We start from the raw sequence: 16,807 nt of genomic DNA, 5'->3' as shown, positions 1-16,807 counted from the left end.
CGGAGGCAGTTGCAAGGGGGTATCAGGCGGCGAGCGTGTAGGTGGCGGGGCCGGTCTTGTTGAGTAGTCCACGGTGCGCCCATTGGGACAATTGAACGCAAAAGCTGTTGAGGTTGGTGACGCCCAGCGCATGTGCGACTTCCCGGCCTCGCCAGGCCCGTTGCGGATCGGTGAGGAGGAGGGCGAGGACGCGTTCCTTACGGCTGCCCTGCGGTGGCGTGCCCTGTGAATGCGCGGGCAGGATGCGGGGCGGTTCCACTTCCTTGGCCGCATCGTTCGCGATCGGGTCGGCATCGGCCGCGCAGGCGGGAGGCGGGGTGGAGGTCCCCGCGTGGACGAGGACACTGATCTGGGTGATGTCGATGCTGGTCAGCGGCCGATCATCGGCTTTGGGGCGGGCGTGGTAGCGGGATACCGGGGACTTGACCTTGCGGGCGTTGAATCGGGGGCGGCGCTCGTCGAGGAGGTTGGCCAGGACAGCGCGACCGATGGCGCCGACCAGGTCTACCTCACCGGTCTCGACGATGCCGCGGGCGAGCGTCAGCTCCTCGCGAGCGCTCTCCAATGCGGTGGTGAAGCCCGTCCGGTCGGGGTCGGTGCCCGGACGGGACTCTGCGGCGGCGACCATCGCGGTGCGCAGGACCTGGTAGACGGTGAGCTGGGCCCACAGTTCCTGTTCGATGCCGAACTGGTCGCCTGAGCGCAGGATGTGGCCGGTGAGCATCGTGTGGCGCAGGGAGTAGAACGCCGACTCGACCTCCCACCTCTCGTGGTAGAGGCGGATCAACTGCCCTGCGGGGTCGGTGCGGTGGTCGAGCAGGGTGGTGACCAGCCGGTAGCGATTGGTGTGCACGGTGCCGTCGGCGATGGTCAGGACGATGTCGGCGTCGATGATCCGCACCCGCAGTCCGGCGATCCGCGACAGGAAGGAGCCGTCCGGCAAGGGGGTGAGCATCGGTGGGCGGCGGGTGGATCTGGCGCGGACCAGGAGTCGGGCCCCCGTCTTGGCGGCAGCGGTCAGGAAGTCGTTGCCGTCGAAGCCGCGGTCGGCCAGCAGCAGCATGTCCCGGTTCAGGAGCGGCAGCAGCCGTGTCGCGTAGGCCCTTTCGCCGGTGTCCGGACCGGCGGAGGGGCCGAAGGTCGCGCCGAGCAGGCCCCGGGTTCCGGTCTCGACCAGGGCCATGAGCATCACCGTGGGGTAACCGGCCCACGCCAGGCGGTACTTGACCTTCCCCAGCCAGCCTCGATTGCGCTCCGAGTCGGGGACCTTGATCGAACTGCAGCCGTCGAACGCGACGGTTCGGTAGTGGCGGTAGCGCACGCCCGGGGTGTGCGGCTGGGCCAGAGGCCCTGCGACCACCTCGAACAGGGCTTTCATCGGTGCCGCGCCCAGGCGTCGGCGCAAGTGACGCAGGGCTGTCTCGGAGGGAGCCGGCAGCGGCAGGCCGCTCAGGCCGGCAACCAGTTTGCCCCACACCCCCGCATAGCCCAACTGCGGGAACAGGGCCAGCGCGAACAGGAAGTACACGCCGGCCCGCGAGGGCAGACAGCGCAGCCGCCGCTGCACCGTCCCGGTCTCCTCCAGTACCGCGTCGACCAACTCGAACGGAAGATACCGGGTCAACTCGCCCAGATGGCCCGGGGCGAAGACCCCTGCGGCGACCGTGATGGAACGCGTGAACGTGGTGATGGCAGACTGAAGGCGCAACGGGACCCCGAACTCGGACCGATCTTGGCAGATCACCGAGTTCTACCAGGGGTCCCGTCGTACGTTCAGGCCACCCACCTGCCCAGAACCCGCCTGGACAGCACCGCAGATCAGCAAACTTCGCGGCTTTGGGCCTTGGCCGCACTGCTGGAGCGCTTGGCCGCACCGGTCTCGCCACTGACGTCCGGTCCGGCTCCCGATCGCAGGCAGCCTGTGCGGTGGGTGAAGCCGTTGGTCCGGGGCGAGGTGGAGTATCTCGAGTACACGGAGAACAGCCACCTGCTCAGGCACCCCGTCTGGAAGGGGTTGCGTGGCTCACTGGGGGAGTAGGCAGTCATCCCCGTTGTGATCCACTGCGGGACCACCAGCCAATGAATACCAGCGCCGTGCCGTCAACCTGCCGCAAGGAGGCTCCGTGGGGCGGTCGGGACCTGGGCGGGTGCCTCGTCTGTCATTGAGGTGGAGATAGGAATCGAACCCATCTGTACGGCCTTGCGGGCCGCTGCCTGACCACTCGGCCACTCCACCGGGCAACAACCTGACCATAGGATCGTCATGTGATGCGGTAGGCGGGACTCGCCGTGCGTTGGCGACATTCACCCGTTCAGCGAGCGTCGGCGACCGGCTTGTGCAGGCGGGGTGAGCCACCTGTTGGGGCAGCTGTCCGCGACGGGTACCGATGTGGTCCTGGCCGCAGCTACTTCTGCTGCGCTTCGATGAGGGAAGTCCCGGCCGTCAGGCAGCGGTGCGATGATCTCGGTCCATGCCACGTGGCGCAGTCACGGCTGCCGGCCCGCGGCGGGCAGCGCGTCTGAGGTGCCTGCCCGCCGCGGTGTGCTCCCGGCGCGGTCCGGCGCCGGGACAGCTGTGCTGAGGGTTTCTCAGTCCTGCGTGTCGCAGGGGTTGTCGCTCTTCATGGTGTCGCCGTGCTGCCAGGTGTGCTGCCAGCCGGTGGCGTGCCAGCCGCCGGTGTTGTGCTGCTGGTAGCCGCCGTCCTGGTAGCCGTCCTGGCTGTCGCCGTTGCTGCAGTGGTTGCCGAAGGCGGGGTTGAGCGCGCCGACGAGGTTCAGGGAGTTGCCGCAGACGTTGACGGGTACGTCGACGGGGATCTGGATGAGGTTGCCGGACAGGACGCCCGGGGAGCCGTAGGCCAGGCCGTAGGCGTTGCTGTCGGCGCTGGAGGTTCCGGCCGCGGCCAGGACCAGGGCGCCGGCGGCACCGGTGAGGACAGCGGCGGTGCGGATCGAGCGGTTGATCATGGATCTCCTTCGAGAGGGTGGAACACCGGGCGGTCCGCGTGCGAGCAGAGCCGGCCGCGGGTGTCGTCCTGCCGATGATTCGCCCCCAGTAGGGCCCGCGACGGGCGCCACGCGACCAGTTCACCCCGTTGGGCCAGCGCAGGACCCGGCCGTCCTGCGCGCTGCCGACACCGCGCCCGAAGACGGGCCTGCGGGCCGCGCCCACACAACCCGATTCGCTGGGTGAAGCCACCTCGGGGTCGGCCAGGCGCGGGGAGCAGCTACCTGTGCACGATTCGGTCTCGAAGGCGTTGCGGTAGCCGCAGCCTGGGCTACTCCCAGGTATCGGCGCCACCGCCGCGCCACACCACCGGCGCTTCGGGGGAGACCCCGTGCTGCTGCAGCAGCCGGTCCAGGTCCTCCCACGATTCGGCGATGCCGACGTCTTCGCTGCCGATCTGCACGGGGCGCCCGGGGCCCTGCGGCCCGGACTCCATCGGAAACACGACGACGCGCGGCGAGGTGAGGTGGTCCATGGGACCCAATGTGCGCCCGGCCGCCGCGGCGCGCACGGCGGGTGCCGGGCGTCAGCCCTCTGGCAGGGCTTGTGACTTGGCGTGACCGGGGGAGCCGGTGGGCCGGTGGGGACCGGCGGCGGATCGGGCGGCCTTCTGTGCTTTCGCCGGGGGCGCTGCTAGCCTCCGTCTGCCATCTGTTCGAGCATGTGTTCGATTAAAGGTTACAGTGGATCGGAGACGAGAACAGCAGGTCGCCTCCGGGTACTCCGCCCGCTATGGCGCAGCCCTGCCCGCAGCCGTGCAGCGCGCGGCCGAACGCGGGATGGGGTCATTGGCGCTCACGGACCGTGACACTTTGGCGGGTGCCGTCCGGTTCGTGCAGGCCTGCTCCGCCGACGTGGTGCGCGGGGGCAGGCGCTGCCTGCACTCACCCAGGCCGCATCCGACGTGCTGCCGGCACGGATCCAGGGGCCGCCCGCAATGGGCCAGGACCTGGTGCGCACCATCACCGAGACCGCAGCGGCCGTCAGATACCTGGACGCCGCCGGCAGCCCGGCCGCCGACGTCACCGTCACCGCCGTCACCGCCCCGGTCTGCGTGGGCGACACCCGGGCCGACGCGCTGTTCGCCGTCGGCAGCCTCGCCCGCGAGACCCCGAACCTGCGCATCAACGCATGACGATCGCTCGCGTGCCCGGACCCGTGGAAGCGATGTGGCCGTAGGCGGTCACCCTCTACGGCCTCGCCGGACCCGCGCACCGGCGAGGCCAGCGGCGAGGTCCATCACGGCGAACCGGTCACAAGCGTCGGCTACTGACCAGGTCAGGGCACCCATGAGCGCCGATTCAGATCTGAATCGCAGAGGCTCGACCGTCCGCATCCGTCGTCGCATCTGGCCAATCGCGGGCGGTCGGCGGGGTGGGGCACGGCTGCTTTTGGCCTGTCGGGGCGGGGTCGGGCGGGGCTACGCTGGTGGTTCTGCATCCTGGACCCGATGTGGCTGCCTGTGCGGCCTTGTGCCGCTGTCGAGCGCAGACAGGGAGGCTCCAGTGGACGCGACCATCCGGCCGCAGGTCTCAGACCCCGAGTTGCCAGCACGACCGGGCTCGTTACAGGACCCCTTGGTGCGGCAGTTCAAGGGTGCACCTTCCGCGGGTGGCCGTGCGGTGCTGGTGCTGCGGCCGACCGCGATGCTGTGGTGCGACTGTCACCTGTTCGCCGTGGTTCGCCTGGGCGCGGTCGTGGGACACGATGTGGACGTTGGCACCTATTCCCGGGCCCGCGAGCCCCTGCCGCAGGACCAGGACCTGGAGACCGGTGCCGGGACCCGGTGCCCGCCCTCGATCAGTGGCGTGGACCGGGTGCACCTGGCCATGGTCCTGCTGGGCGACCACAGCGCGGACACTGTGTCCGCGGGGCCGCCGGTGCCCGAGGAAGACCTGACGTTGCGTCTGCTCCATGAACTGCGCCTGCTGTTCGAGCCCTGCCAGGACCTGGTGGCCACCCGGACCTGGCTGCCGCAGCCGAGCCCCGCTGGTGACGGGGGGATCGGATGACGCCGATCCTGGTGACGGGTGCTACCGGCAGGGTGGGGGGCGCGGTGGCCAGGGACCTGGTCGCGGGCGGGCACACGGTGCGCGCCGCCGTCCGCGAGGAGCGGGGGGAAGGGGAGCCGTGGCAGGAGGCGGTGGTGTTCTCCTTCGCCGACCCCAAGACCTGGACCGGGGCGTTCGAGGGTGTGGAGGCCATGTTCGTGATGCGGCCCCCGCAGATCGCGAACGTGGCCCGTGACATGCTGCCGGCGCTGGAGGCGGCCAAGGGGGCCGGGGTGCGCCGCATGGTGTTGTCCGTGCAGGGCGCGCAGCGCAACCCGCTGGTGCCGCACTACCGCCTGGAGCGGTGGCTGCGCGCCTCGGGCCTGCAGTGGACGTTCGTGCGCTCCGGGTTCTTCATGCAGAACCTGTCCACCACCCACGCCGAGATCCGCGAGACGGACACGCTCAGCCTGCCCGCCGGGCACGGGAGCACCTCGTTCGTCGACATCGTGGACGTGGCCGCGATCTGCGCCCGGGCCCTGACCGGTGAGACCCTGGCGGGGCAGGCGCTGACCCCCACCGGTGCCCTGGCGCTGAGCTACGACGACGTGGCCTGTGTGCTGTCCGCCGTCCTGGGGCGGCCCATCCGGTACCGCGCGTTGGAGCCGTGGGCCTACTGGCAGCACACCCGTGCCTCCGGCCTGCCCGGGGGGCAGGCGGCGGTGATGTTCGCCCTCTACAGCGCCTGCCGCCTGGGCCTTGCCTCGGCGGTCACCACCGACGTCCAGGGCGTCCTTGGCCGCGAGCCGATCGACCTGCTCCAATTCGCCCGCCGCGAACACCACGCCTGGCAACGCCCCAACGGCGCGGCGCACCACTGACCCGGGCCGCGCGGGGGGCGGGCCCAATGCCTGGGTCGAACGGGTGAGTGCTTCTTCTGCGCATATCCGGCGATCGTCGCCGACGGTGTCATTCAGCGCTACTGTGTGCAGGACAGAGGACTCCTTTTTCAGCTCCGCCCACCAGACGTCATGCCGGTGGCCGGGATCTGATCGGGTGCCGGGGCGATCGTGACCCCGGCATCGCGCGGAGGACCGAGTGACCGCTTCGGCGGTGTCTGTTCCTGCTGCCCCGGACCCCGGCCGCGTCGCGCACGAGAGGTCCAGGGAGTCCACGTGTCCCTCACACAGCAGGCCCCAGCAGTGGCGCCGCACGCGCAACGTGCAGTCCAGCATCACGTGGTCCAGGGCTTGGGTATCCGCCGGCGCGACCGCAGGTTCGGGACAACTCTGACGCTGGCCGGTGAGCTCGACCTGGCCACTGCCCCGCTGCTGGACCTGGCCGTGCGGCAGTGCCTGGGCGCGGCCCACCGCACCATCGACCTGGACCTGGCCAACCTCACCTTCTGCGATGTCGCAGGCCTGCACGCCCTCCTGGACGCGAACTGGCTCACCGCCGCCGCCGCAGGACGCTTACGCCTGGAGAACCTGTGTCCCGTGCTCGTGCGCCTGCTTACCCGGACCGGCACCTGGCCCCTGCTCACCACCGTGGTCGACGACAGCATCAACGGGCTGCTCCTACCCGGTGCCCAACGGTCAGGGTGAGCGGGTGATCAGCGACGCCATGGCCAAAGTCCTGGGCCGGCTGCAGGCAAAGGACCATCGTGGGGCGCTGGCCGACACCACCGCCGCCGCGGGCGGCGCGCTGGGTGTGGACGGCCTGGCGGTATCCCTGGTCACCAGCGGCGACCTCACCGAACTCCTGTGGTGCGCCGAGGGCGCCGCCCGCCAGTTCCAGGACCTGCAACTCACCCTCGGGGAGGGCCCCGGGCCCGAGGCGGTGCGGACCGGCGCCATGGTCTGGGTGCCGGACCTGACCCAGATCAGTGCCCGGCGCTGGCCCGCGCTCGCCCTGGAGGCCCCGGGCCTTACGGCGCGGGCGGTGTTCTGCTTCCCGATGGCGATCGGCGCGATCAAGGTCGGGGTCCTGACCGCGGTCCGCGACACCCCGGGCCCGCTCACCCATAGGCAGGCCGACGACGCCCTGGTCCTGGCAGCCGCGCTGACCGCCCGATGCCTGAACAGCGAGGAACCGGACGCTGGCGCCCTGATGGATCCGCTGTGCGACCTGCAGGACGCGGTGGTCCACCAGGCCACCGGGATGCTCAGCATCCAACTCTCCGTGCCCCTGCCCACCGCTCTCCTGCGGCTGCGCGCGCATGCTTACAGCAGCGGACGCACCATCACCAGCATTTCCAAGGACGTCGTGGACAGGCGGCTTCGCCTGGACCACCCCGGCAACGGCGGGGCACACCGCTGCCCCTCGCGGACAAGGACTGATTCGCCATGACCCGCGAACAGCAGCTCACCGAGATCTTCGTGGAGGTCGCCGACTCCCTGATCGACGACTTCGACCTCATCGACTTCCTCCAGCAGCTGTCCGTGCGCTGCATGGAGCTCCTGGACGTGGCCGCCGTCGGGGTCCTGCTGGCCGACCAGCACGAGCACCTGCAGGTCCTGGCCGCATCCGATGAGCACACCCGGGTCCTGGAGCTCTTCGCCCTGCAGCACGACCAGGGCCCCTGCGTGGACTCCTACCGCAGCGGCGCCCCCGCCACCAACATCGACCTGCACGACCCGGTGGCCACGGCCCACTGGCCCAAGTTCGCCCAGGCCGCCCAGGCAACGGGCTTCGTGGCCGCAAGCGCCCTCCCGATGCGGCTGCGCGGGCGGATCATCGGGGTGATGGGCCTGTTCCAGACCGACCCCGCACCGCTCAGCGACGCCGACGTCAAGATCGCCCAGGCACTGGCGGACCTGGCGACCATCGCCATCCTGCAGCAGCGCACCCTGGCCGCCAGCGAACTGGAACGCGGCCAACTCCAGTACGCCCTCAGCAGCCGCGTCGTCCTGGAGCAAGTCAAGGGCCAACTCGCCGAACGCTGGCACCTGAGCGTCGATGAGGCGTTCACCGCCTTCCGCACCTACGCCCGCTCCCACCACCACCAACTCGCCCGCCTGGCCCGCCAGATCGCCGACGATCAGTTCGACACCGACCAGATCCCCCACTGACCCCGGGCCGCCCGCGACCGCGCGGCCCAGTCCTTGGGCTGCTTCCTGGCGTGCCGTCCCGGCCGGCGGTCCAGTTCTGTGCGCACCCGGCGTTCCACCAGGATCGGCACGAACGTGCGCACCGGGCTCCCGTCGAAGTGTGGTGGGCGCCGGCCAGGACCCGGTCGACCTCGCCCGGCAGCACCGCCTGGTCGTGGCGTCGGTGCATCCGCTCCCGGACACGCTCGCTCGCCGTTTCCTTCTGCAGCTCTGCCAGCATGCGCCGCCTCCTGGGATCGGACCGGGGCCCTACGTTGCTTTCCGTACCTGGAGTCCCCTGCCCCGAGACCTGCAGCGCGCACCGTCGCAGACATGAACAGAAACCCGGCGAAGGGCCGTTCCACGGTGAGCCAGTCGTCGAACTCGGGTTCGGGATTGCCCTTGCGTCGTGCGTGCGCGCCGCTCGCGGACTGTGGCCGGCCCCGTGTGCGAGGGGCGGTGCTCCGGCGGCCTCAGCGAACGGCTAGGGGACGTAGCTCTTTGCTCTGACGCGCATGAGCGGCATTCTTCAGAACGTCCTACCATGCGTTTTGGACAATGATGCAGATCAGAGCCCTGCCCGTCCCGATCCACTGAAGGGCTGGGCACGATGACCAAGAGGGCGCCACGCATTGCTCTGACGCATGAGCGGCGTTCCTGGGCCGGGTCCTCATTGCGCTCTAAATCAGTCGCCCCAAGGGCTGCAGCTTCGCCCCGTGGGTCGGCCGGTCCTTCAGCCCGAATCCACCGATGAATGACCTGTCCGAGGCCTGGACATAACGACGCGGATGCCCTCTGACCTGGGACGATGGGACTTCCTACAGAACCAAGTCGCCAGAACGAGAGAACATCCGCGAGATGCAATCCTGCCATGCCGCCACAGCGGTTTCCGCCGTCTTCGACGAGCCGAACCTGATCGCCGATGCCGGGCTGCTGTCGCTGGTCCGGCTGGCCGAGCGGGCCGGCCTGCGGCAACTGGCCGCGTCCGCGCTCCGCATCGAGGGCGCCGACAACAGCGGCGGAGCCAACCCGGCCGCCAAAGTGATGTCGCTGATCAGCGCGATGTGCGCGGGCGCGGACAGCATCGACGACGCGGCGCGGCTGCGGCACGGCGCGATGGACCGCGCCTTCACCTCGGTCCGCGCGCCCTCCACCCTGGGCACCTTCCTGCGCTCCTTCACCCACGGCCACAACCGCCAGCTCCACCGCGTTCACCGCGACTTCCTGGCCCGACTGGCCCGCAGCACCCCACTGCTGCCCGGCGCCGACACACTGATGTTCATCGACATCGACCCCACCCACCGCCGCGTGTACGGCCACGCCAAGCAGGGCGCGCAGGTCGGCCGCCTCAAGGGCCAGCGCACCCTGCACCCGATCCTGGCCACCCTGTCCACCCCGATCGCCCGGCCCGTGATCGGCGCGGTCCGCCTGCGCCGCGGCAAGGCCGCCGACGTCCGCGGAGCCGAGAGCTTCGTGAGCGAGGCCCTGGCCATAGCGAAGGAGACCGGCGGCACCGGGATCCGCCTGGTCCGCGCGGACAGCAAGTTCTACACCGCCGACGTGGTCGCCGCCTGCCGCCGGGCCGGCGCCCGATTCTCCCTGACCACCGGCATGAACCCCTCCATCGCGGGCGCGATCTCCCGCATCCCGCAGGAGTCCTGGACGGCGATCCGCTACCCGGACGCCTTCGTCGACCCCGACACCGGCGAGATGGTCTCCGACGCCGAGGTCGCCGAGATCCCCTACACCGCCTTCACCGGCCGAAGGAAGTCCGAGCACGTCACCGCCCGGCTGATCGTGCGCCGGGTCCGCCGATTGAACGCCGAAGTGGCCCAGGGTCAGGGCGAGTTGTTCACCGCCTGGCGTTACCACCCCGTCTTCACCGACAGCTCCTTCGCGGTGCTGCAGGCGGAACTGCACCACCGGCAGCACGCCGTGGTGGAGCAGGTGATCGCGGACGGGAAGTCCGGGCCTCTGGCCCACCTGCCGTCCGGGAACTTCCAGGCCAACGCCGCGTGGCTGACCCTGTGGGCGATGTCGCACAACCTGCTGCGGGCCGCCGGTGCGCTGACCTCGGTCTTCCACGCCAAGGCCACCACAGCGACCCTGCGCGCCCACCTGGTCCACGTCCCGGCCCGGCTCGCGCGCACCGCGCGCACCAAATTGACGGTGCATCTGCCCGAGCACTGGCCCTGGCGCGACGCCTTCACCGCCCTGTTCGAGGCCGTCCACTCCCCACCGCCGCGCCCGGCGGCCTGACCGCCACAAGATCCCGCACCGCGACGGCCCGACGGCCACCGGCGACAGCGCCACCAACCGCTCCCGACCCCGCACAACCCCTCGGACAGGCCGCGACCCGCGCACGGCGGCTACCGCACACCCTCAACCTGTTGCCCCCAGCGGCCGACCGTCCACGGGCAGGAGAGCAACCCCGAAATGATCAGCCGGTGGATTCGGGTTCAGAGTCTGGTCACAGGTGTGAAGAGGACCGCCGCGAACCCGCAGCGGTCCTCTTCGCTGACCAGCCCACAGGTCCAGCCACCGAACCGGACTCAAAAACCCGGCCCTCCCGCCAAAACCCGGACCGATCCAGTCGAGGGCCGGTGACGCCGGGCGGCCCTGCTGATCGGTCTTGTTGCCGGTGGGCAGTGGTTGGCGCTGAGGTGGGGAGGCTCGCCGCTCGGGTGGCGTGTGCGTCTGTTGCTGCTGTCGCTCCTGGTGGTCGGGTCCGGCCTCCGGGAGTGACAGCTCCTGTGGTGCTTTATGGCAGGGTGTGGGTGAAGGCGGCTTCGTTGAGGGCGAACTGGTTGCCGTTCTTGGCGTCCCAGGCAGTCGACCAGGTCATCACGCCGCCGATCGTCGGCCACAGGGTGGTCGGCTTGTAGGTGCCGCAGTTGGTGCCCTTGGTGAGGCAGTTGAGGGCGTTCTCGACCACGCTGGGGGTGACGTAGCCGCTGCTGGCGGCGCTGGACGAGGCCGGGACGCCGATGCCGACCTGGGCGGGCTTGAGCCCGGCCTGGATCGCGGTGCAGACCATCGAGGTGATGAAGTCGACGGTGCCTTCGTTGTAGACGCCGCCGTCGCAGCCGTTCATCGAACCCGAGTTGTAGTACTGGGTGTTGACGATCGTCAGGATGTCCTTGATCTGGACGGCGGTGGCCAGGTAGTCGGAGCTGGCGGACAGCATGTCGATGGTCTGCGGGGCCATGGTGAGCACGAAGCCGGAACCGGCCTTGCTCGCCAGGGAGTGCAGGGCCTGCGACATGTAGGTCGGGTTGAGGCCGTTCTCCAGGTCGATGTCGACGCCGTCGAAGCCGTAGGTCTGCATCAGCGCGTAGGCGCTGTTGGCGAAGTTGGTCGCGGCGGCGGAGCTGGCGACGGTGATGGTGCCGTTCTGGCCGCCGACCGAGATGACCACCTTCTTGCCCGCGGCGTGCTTGGCGGCGATGTCGGCCTTGAACTGGGCGTCGGTGTAGCCGCCCAGCTTGCTCTGCAGGGTCGGGTCGAGCGAGAAGGTGATGCCGCCGGTGCTGCTGGGGTCGGCGGTGGCGAAGGAGACCGCGATGATGTCGTACGCCGAGTTGACGTCACTGATCTTCTGGTCGGTGGCGCCGTTGTCGAAGTCCTGCCAGTAGCCGGTGACCAGGTGCTTCCCGGTCAGCGGCGGCGCGGTGGTGGGCGGCGCGGTGGTCGGCGGGGCGGTGGTGGGGGGCGCCGTGGTCGGCGGCTTGGTGGTGGGCGGCGCCGTGGTGGGAGGCGCGGTGGTGGGCGGGGTGGTCGTCGGCGGGGCGGTGGTGGGCGGCGCGGTGGTCGCACCGGCCGCGCCGCTCAGCGTCACGTCGTCGGCCTGGTAGGCGCCCTGGCCGTACCAGCCGTGCAGGTAGATGGTCACGCTGGTGGTCGAGGCACCGGTCTTGAAGGTGGTGCTGAGCTGGTTCCAGGAGCTGCTGTTGGACCAGGTGCTGACATCCGTGGTGCCGTCCCCGCTGGTGCCCAGGTAGACGTACGGGCCCTGGACCCAGGCGCTGAGCGAGTACGAGGAGTTGGGCTGCACGCTGATGGTCTGGGTGCACTGCGCCGTGTCGCCGCTGGTGGGGGCCGCGGAGAGGGCGTGGGTGCCGGAGTGGACCGGGCTGGAGACGACGGACGCCGTCCCGGCGCTACAGCTCCAGTTGGCGAGCGAACCGGTCTCGAAGCCGGGGTTCGCCACCAGGTTGGTGGTGTCCGCGCTGGCAGAGCCGGTGAAGGCGGCCAGTCCGGTCAGGCCGAGGCCGATGACGGTCGCGCAGGCGGTGACTGCGCCGATGGCGCGGCGAGGGGATGCCATGGATTTCTGTCCTCAATGTGGGGGAGGGGAAGACAGCGGATAATGCTTGACCCACAAGTTGGACTAGACCAATGCGCCTGTCAAGGGGTGCCGTTCGAGGACGTCGGAATCCGCAGATCCGGCTCTGAACAGGCTGTTCGTCGGCTGGCTTGCCCATACGCGGGCAGCCGGATGCTCCTTCCGCAAGGACACGTAAGGAATCCGCAAGGAGTGCACATCCTGTGGTTGGCCCCGGCGCGCTGGCGGCGGGCCGCCCCGGGGGACGGACGAGGCCCGTCTGATGCACGGACTCACCGAGGCCACCAAGGAGTCCAATGCGCCCCACTTGGTGTTGCCGGCCAGGGGCAGTTCGAAGCCGTCGCGGGGGCGTCCGTGTCTGGCCCCGAAGAGCCGCTGCACGGGCGTGATGGCGAAGCGTTGTCCGGCCATCGTCGGTGACCTCCGGCGAATGGGCCCGCACTGCCCGCTGTGCCTGGGTTGAACGCACAGCAGCAGAGGGCGCCCACAGCCGTGGGCGTCCCCGCTGCTGTGCTGCTACTTGCTGGCGTACTGGGCTTGCAGTTGGGTCAGCAGGTCAAGGGCCTCCTTGGTACTGAACACGGTCATGGCGGCCGCGTCTTTCTCCGGGACCTTGATCGGAGCTTGGTGGGCCGCGGTGGCGATCTGGTTGCGGTGCTCGCGGAGTTGCGCCGCACGAACCGTGAGCTGTCGGAGCAGTTGATGGTGCTGAGGGCGGAGCGGCGGCTGCTCCGGGAGAACTGGCGGCTGCGGGGGCTCGGTCCCGGCCCTTCCTCACTGCCGTGAGCTGTCCGGGGCGCCTGGCTGGTCCGGGTTCTCGTCGCGGGCCTGGTTGTCTGCCCGATGGGGATTGCTGGTGGGTCTGGACGCGGGATGCTGTGGGTGTGGGGAATTTCTTCCCCACGGACCGGAGGACGCCCTCCCTGTGGGAGGGCCCCGGAGTAAAGGACCGAGGCGCCATGCCGTCTGTCACCCCCCAGCCAACGCCCCTGCCCCAGGATCGGCTCGCGACCGCGTTCGTCGAGCTCGCCGACACCCTTGTGGACACCTTCGACATCATCGACTTCCTGCACACCCTGGCCGACCACACGGTCGCCCTGCTGGACCTGGACGCCGCCGGGGTGATCCTGGCCGACCCGCAGGGGCAGCTGATCGACGCCGCCGCGTCCAACGAGGCCACCCGCCAGCTGGAACTGTCCGGCATCGCCTGGGACGAGAGCCCGTGCCGCGACTGCTTCATCGCCGGGACCGCGGTCCCGGACACCGCGCTGGGCGTCCCCGGCAGCGGTACGCGCTGGCCGCACTTCGCCTCCGCCGCCCTTGACCTGGGTTTCACCCGGGTCGCCGCGCTCCCGTTGCGGCTGCGTACCCAGACCGTCGGGGCGCTCAACCTGTTCCACCACCGCCCGGACCCGCTCACCGCCTCCCAGCTGCGGATCGGCCAGGCCCTGGCGGACACCGCGACCATCGGCATCCTGCAGCAGCGCACCGTGGCCGATCAGACCCTGCTGACCACCCAGCTCCAACACGCCATGCAGTCCCGGCTGGTCATTGAGCAGGCCAAGGGCGCCCTGGCCGCACACCGCGACATCGGCGTGGATGCGGCCTTCGACCTGATGCGCCAACACGCCCGGGCCCACCAGCAGTTGCTGACCGACCTGGCAGGGGAGGTCATCGAGGGCATCGCCGACACCGCCCTGCTCGGCAAGGACCCGCCCCCGACCTGACACCGGCTCAGGGGGCCGGGAGTCGCCCGCCAGCCGCAGCCTGCGCTCCAGCACGTCCCGGGCGACCTGGAGCACGGGCAGATCGTGGGCGAAGGCGTGGGCCCGCAGCCGCAGCAGGGCCTCTCCGACCGGCACCCCCAGCTGGACCGACAGCATCCCGGCGGCCTGGTGGACCTGGGCCCGGTGCAGGTCCAGCCATCCGGCCCGCCCCCACCCGGAGGCCCGGTCCGGATCCAGCCGCATGGTGAGCACGAACAGCGCCAGAGCGTCGGCCAGTGCCAGCGCGTCGCTGAACGCCGGTTCGCCCAGAGCCCCGTTCACGCGCCGGTGCAAGGTCAGCACGCCCAGCCGGATGCCGCCCAGGCGGACCGGGAACGCGAACAGCGCCCGCGCCCTGGCCTCCAGCGCGGACGGGGTGAACACCGGCCACGGCTGCTGCGAGGCCAGCAGGTCCGGCTCCAGACACGCAGTACCCAGCCGGGCGGCCTCCTCGGTGGGGCCCTGGCCGAGGGTGAACTGCAGGTTCTCCAACCAGGCCGCGCGCTCGTCGCTGAACAGCAGCAACTCCGCCGCTGGGCCGCCGCCCGGGGCCAGGGAGACCGCGAGGCCGTCCACCCCCAGTACCGCCGCGCACCGCCCCGCCCACCACACCGGCAACCCGCGCTCGTCACTGGCCGCCAGCACTTGGATCAGCACCGCGATCTCGAAACCGGACACCACTCCTCCGTAAGAACGCCGGCCTTGGCCGGGATCGGGCCTGCGGACATCTGGGTCCGGAACGCCACCACCAGCTTGCTCCTCCCACCCCCTGCGGCGAGCACCCCCGGCCGGGCCTGACGGCGAGCGGTCAGAGGGACCAGTGTGCACGCCAGCCGGGGTGGTTTTCCCAGCGTTGGGCCAGTATCCGCAAGGCGGGCCCGGCGAAGAGCGGCCCCCTGCGTCGATACCTTAAGGCCCGCCGTACGCGGCGCCGGGCCAAGGAGCGCGCGAACGCGGACCTGATGCAGTTGTCGCTGGGCGCGGTGGAGCTCCCGGTCGACGTGCGGAAGATGGCCGACTACGACCCCATGCTGCCGCCGGCCCTGGCCGCGCACATGCGGCAGTACTTCTGGAGCCTGGCCCGCAGTAAGTGGCAGCTGACCAAGCGGGGCTTCGGCCCCTGGCCGCGGATCTACCGCCCGGCGGAGAACAAGCGCCGCCTGTGCGTGCAGCTCGCCGTGCTGCCCTGGGGCGCGCTGGACCCCCGGGACTGGGGCGAGGCCGCCGCCACCCTGCCCGCCCCCGAGATCGCGCTGATGCTCGGCACGTACGCCGCCCGCGTGATCACCCCGGTCGGCGGCGGCGCGACCTGCGGTATCGAGCTGATGGCCGCGGTGCGCCCGCCCACCCACGGCCAGCGCGGCGCGGACGGGATCTGGCGTTCCAGCGCGACCCCCGGGTCGCTGCCGATCCCGGTCGACCCGGCCCCGCCCGAGCCCCCGGACGAGCACCCCCTGGCCCAGGGCCGGCCGCAGGGCCCGCTGGGCGCCATCGAGGAGGAGTCGCTGATCTGGGCCCGCGACCCGGAGCTGCTGACCGACGCGGAGGACGCCTGCTCCCACGCGGTCGGCATCGACATCAACACCGCCTACCTCGCCGCGTCGAACCGCCTGCTGGTCGGGCTGGGCGAGGCCGTGCACGTCATGGCCCCGGTGTTCGACAAGAAGCTGCCCGGGGCGTGGCTGATCGACCTGTCCGGCCTGGTCCTGGACCCGCGTCTGCCCTCCCCGTTCACCCCACCGGGACCACCCCGACGGGGCCGGCCTGGTACGCGACCCCGACCGTGGCCTACGCCTACGAACTGGCCGCACTGTTGGGCCAGCACCTGGCCACGACCCCGGTCGAGGCATGGGTGCGTCCGAACCAGGCCCAGCTGCGGGACCTGGTCTCCTCCTACGGGCTGCGGATCCCCCCGGCCCCGTGGCACGGCGGCGGCGACCTGGGCGCGGTGGAGCGGCTCGGGCTGGAGTCCTTCAAGCCGGAGTTCCTGGAGACCGTGCCGAGGTTCGCCAACGGCTCCTACCTGGACCCGTGGCACAAGCACCTGCGGGCCGCCTACCTGGACACCATGGCCGACCTCGGGGTCACCCTCGGGATGCCGATCCCCGACTTCATCGCCGCGATGGAGCACCACAAGGCGGTCGACCCGGCCATGGCCGCCGTCCTGTCGGCGATCAAGGCCACCGCGAAGGGCGGTGTCGGGAAGCTGCGCGAGCGCAACCAGGGCGCGGGCGTGAAGACCGGCGAGCCGTGGGTGGCGCTGCGCCGCAAGCACTGGCGTCCCGACATCCGGGCGGCGGTGATCTCCACCAGCCGGGTCAACCTGCACCGCAAGATGGTCAGCATGGCGCTCAAGGCCGACCGCTGGCCCCTGGCGGTCAACGTCGACTGCGTCGTCTACCCCTCCGCCGGGCCCTCGGTGCTGGACGTCCTGCCCTACGACGACCAGGGCAAGCACCTGCCCGGCGGCTTCGCCCTCGGAGTCTCCCCGGGCCACGTGAAGCCCGAGGGCAGCCGCGAATACCTCTGGGCTGCGACCGAGTTGGACATGGGCCACAACGTGGCCGCGATCATCAAGGCCACGACCGACTCCTGGGACGGTGAATGAC

At 70.7% G+C, this 16,807-nt stretch carries 17 protein-coding genes, 1 tRNA gene and 1 pseudogene; 12 read left to right on the top strand and 7 right to left on the bottom strand.

The features are described 5' to 3' along the window. Positions 1-22: 22 nt before the first annotated feature. A complete protein-coding gene (locus tag ACXKR8_RS00395; protein ID WP_458270917.1) occupies positions 23-1,708 on the bottom strand; it encodes an IS4 family transposase in 1,686 nt (561 codons plus the stop codon). Between ACXKR8_RS00395 and ACXKR8_RS00390 the strand changes: the two genes are divergently transcribed. Next, a complete protein-coding gene (locus ACXKR8_RS00390) occupies positions 1,634-2,038 on the top strand; it encodes an ATP dependent DNA ligase (RefSeq protein WP_458270916.1) in 405 nt (134 codons plus the stop codon). The genes ACXKR8_RS00395 and ACXKR8_RS00390 overlap by 75 nt on opposite strands. Positions 2,039-2,165: 127 nt before the next feature. On the opposite strand, the gene ACXKR8_RS00385 is transcribed toward ACXKR8_RS00390, so the two are convergent. The 3 genes from ACXKR8_RS00385 to ACXKR8_RS00375 form a co-directional block, all read right to left on the bottom strand. Continuing rightward, a tRNA-Cys gene (locus tag ACXKR8_RS00385) sits at positions 2,166-2,236 on the bottom strand. Positions 2,237-2,589: 353 nt separating this feature from the next. After that, positions 2,590-2,967, bottom strand: coding sequence for a chaplin (locus ACXKR8_RS00380; RefSeq protein WP_458270915.1), 378 nt, complete (start codon positions 2,965-2,967; stop codon positions 2,590-2,592). A 311-nt stretch (positions 2,968-3,278) separates the two neighbouring features. Further along, complete coding sequence (locus ACXKR8_RS00375; RefSeq protein ID WP_458270914.1) at positions 3,279-3,482, bottom strand: hypothetical protein; 204 nt, start codon at positions 3,480-3,482, stop codon at positions 3,279-3,281. Between the two features lie 462 nt (positions 3,483-3,944). On the opposite strand from ACXKR8_RS00375, the gene ACXKR8_RS00370 reads away from it, so the two are divergent. From ACXKR8_RS00370 to ACXKR8_RS00345, 6 genes are all read left to right on the top strand, one after another. Then, positions 3,945-4,142: a hypothetical protein gene (locus tag ACXKR8_RS00370; protein WP_458270913.1), complete on the top strand. Its 198-nt coding sequence runs from the start codon at positions 3,945-3,947 to the stop codon at positions 4,140-4,142. A 445-nt stretch (positions 4,143-4,587) separates the two neighbouring features. Further along, positions 4,588-5,019 carry a hypothetical protein gene (locus ACXKR8_RS00365; RefSeq protein WP_458270912.1) on the top strand — a complete coding sequence of 144 codons (432 nt, stop codon included), beginning with the start codon at positions 4,588-4,590 and terminating at the stop codon, positions 5,017-5,019. Further along, the gene (locus ACXKR8_RS00360) at positions 5,016-5,879 is read left to right on the top strand and encodes an NmrA family NAD(P)-binding protein (RefSeq protein ID WP_458270911.1); all 864 of its coding nucleotides are present in this window, start codon (positions 5,016-5,018) and stop codon (positions 5,877-5,879) included. Before ACXKR8_RS00365 ends, ACXKR8_RS00360 begins: the two co-directional genes overlap by 4 nt. A 294-nt stretch (positions 5,880-6,173) precedes the next feature. Beyond that, positions 6,174-6,602 carry an STAS domain-containing protein gene (locus ACXKR8_RS00355; protein ID WP_458270910.1) on the top strand — a complete coding sequence of 143 codons (429 nt, stop codon included), beginning with the start codon at positions 6,174-6,176 and terminating at the stop codon, positions 6,600-6,602. Between the two features lie 4 nt (positions 6,603-6,606). Beyond that, positions 6,607-7,347, top strand: coding sequence for an ANTAR domain-containing protein (locus ACXKR8_RS00350; protein ID WP_462100201.1), 741 nt, complete (start codon positions 6,607-6,609; stop codon positions 7,345-7,347). Further along, complete coding sequence (locus ACXKR8_RS00345) at positions 7,344-8,069, top strand: GAF domain-containing protein (RefSeq protein ID WP_458270908.1); 726 nt, start codon at positions 7,344-7,346, stop codon at positions 8,067-8,069. The genes ACXKR8_RS00350 and ACXKR8_RS00345 overlap by 4 nt, the downstream gene beginning before the upstream one ends. On the opposite strand, the gene ACXKR8_RS00340 is transcribed toward ACXKR8_RS00345, so the two are convergent. Further along, complete coding sequence (locus tag ACXKR8_RS00340; RefSeq protein WP_458275267.1) at positions 8,039-8,422, bottom strand: three-helix bundle dimerization domain-containing protein; 384 nt, start codon at positions 8,420-8,422, stop codon at positions 8,039-8,041. The two genes, ACXKR8_RS00345 and ACXKR8_RS00340, sit on opposite strands and share 31 nt — an antisense overlap. A 523-nt stretch (positions 8,423-8,945) precedes the next feature. Between ACXKR8_RS00340 and ACXKR8_RS00335 the strand changes: the two genes are divergently transcribed. Beyond that, entirely contained in the window at positions 8,946-10,346 is a 1,401-nt protein-coding gene (locus ACXKR8_RS00335; protein ID WP_458266600.1) for an IS1380 family transposase, read from the top strand. Between the two features lie 502 nt (positions 10,347-10,848). Here the strand turns inward: ACXKR8_RS00335 and ACXKR8_RS00330 are convergent. Beyond that, positions 10,849-12,414, bottom strand: a complete 1,566-nt coding sequence (locus ACXKR8_RS00330) for a chitinase (RefSeq protein WP_458270907.1) — start codon at positions 12,412-12,414, stop codon at positions 10,849-10,851. Between the two features lie 510 nt (positions 12,415-12,924). Between ACXKR8_RS00330 and ACXKR8_RS00325 the strand changes: the two genes are divergently transcribed. The 3 genes from ACXKR8_RS00325 (at position 12,925) to ACXKR8_RS00315 (ending at position 14,889) form a co-directional block, all read left to right on the top strand. Then, the gene (locus tag ACXKR8_RS00325; RefSeq protein ID WP_458270906.1) at positions 12,925-13,218 is read left to right on the top strand and encodes a hypothetical protein; all 294 of its coding nucleotides are present in this window, start codon (positions 12,925-12,927) and stop codon (positions 13,216-13,218) included. A 173-nt stretch (positions 13,219-13,391) separates the two neighbouring features. Next, a complete protein-coding gene (locus tag ACXKR8_RS00320; protein WP_458270905.1) occupies positions 13,392-14,159 on the top strand; it encodes a GAF and ANTAR domain-containing protein in 768 nt (255 codons plus the stop codon). A gap of 352 nt (positions 14,160-14,511) precedes the next feature. Further along, positions 14,512-14,889 carry a hypothetical protein gene (locus tag ACXKR8_RS00315; protein WP_462100774.1) on the top strand — a complete coding sequence of 126 codons (378 nt, stop codon included), beginning with the start codon at positions 14,512-14,514 and terminating at the stop codon, positions 14,887-14,889. A gap of 441 nt (positions 14,890-15,330) precedes the next feature. Here the strand turns inward: ACXKR8_RS00315 and ACXKR8_RS00310 are convergent, their stop codons facing one another. Then, complete coding sequence (locus ACXKR8_RS00310; protein ID WP_462100773.1) at positions 15,331-15,777, bottom strand: hypothetical protein; 447 nt, start codon at positions 15,775-15,777, stop codon at positions 15,331-15,333. Positions 15,778-15,916: 139 nt separating this feature from the next. Between ACXKR8_RS00310 and ACXKR8_RS00305 the strand changes: the two are divergent. Further along, a pseudogene (locus ACXKR8_RS00305) lies at positions 15,917-16,806 on the top strand (hypothetical protein); the annotation flags it as partial. Position 16,807: the final 1 nt, after the last annotated feature.

This window comes from Streptacidiphilus sp. PAMC 29251 (assembly GCF_054208735.2).
Note: the sequence above shows the minus strand (reverse complement) of the source record. Positions and strands in the feature narration are given on the sequence as shown.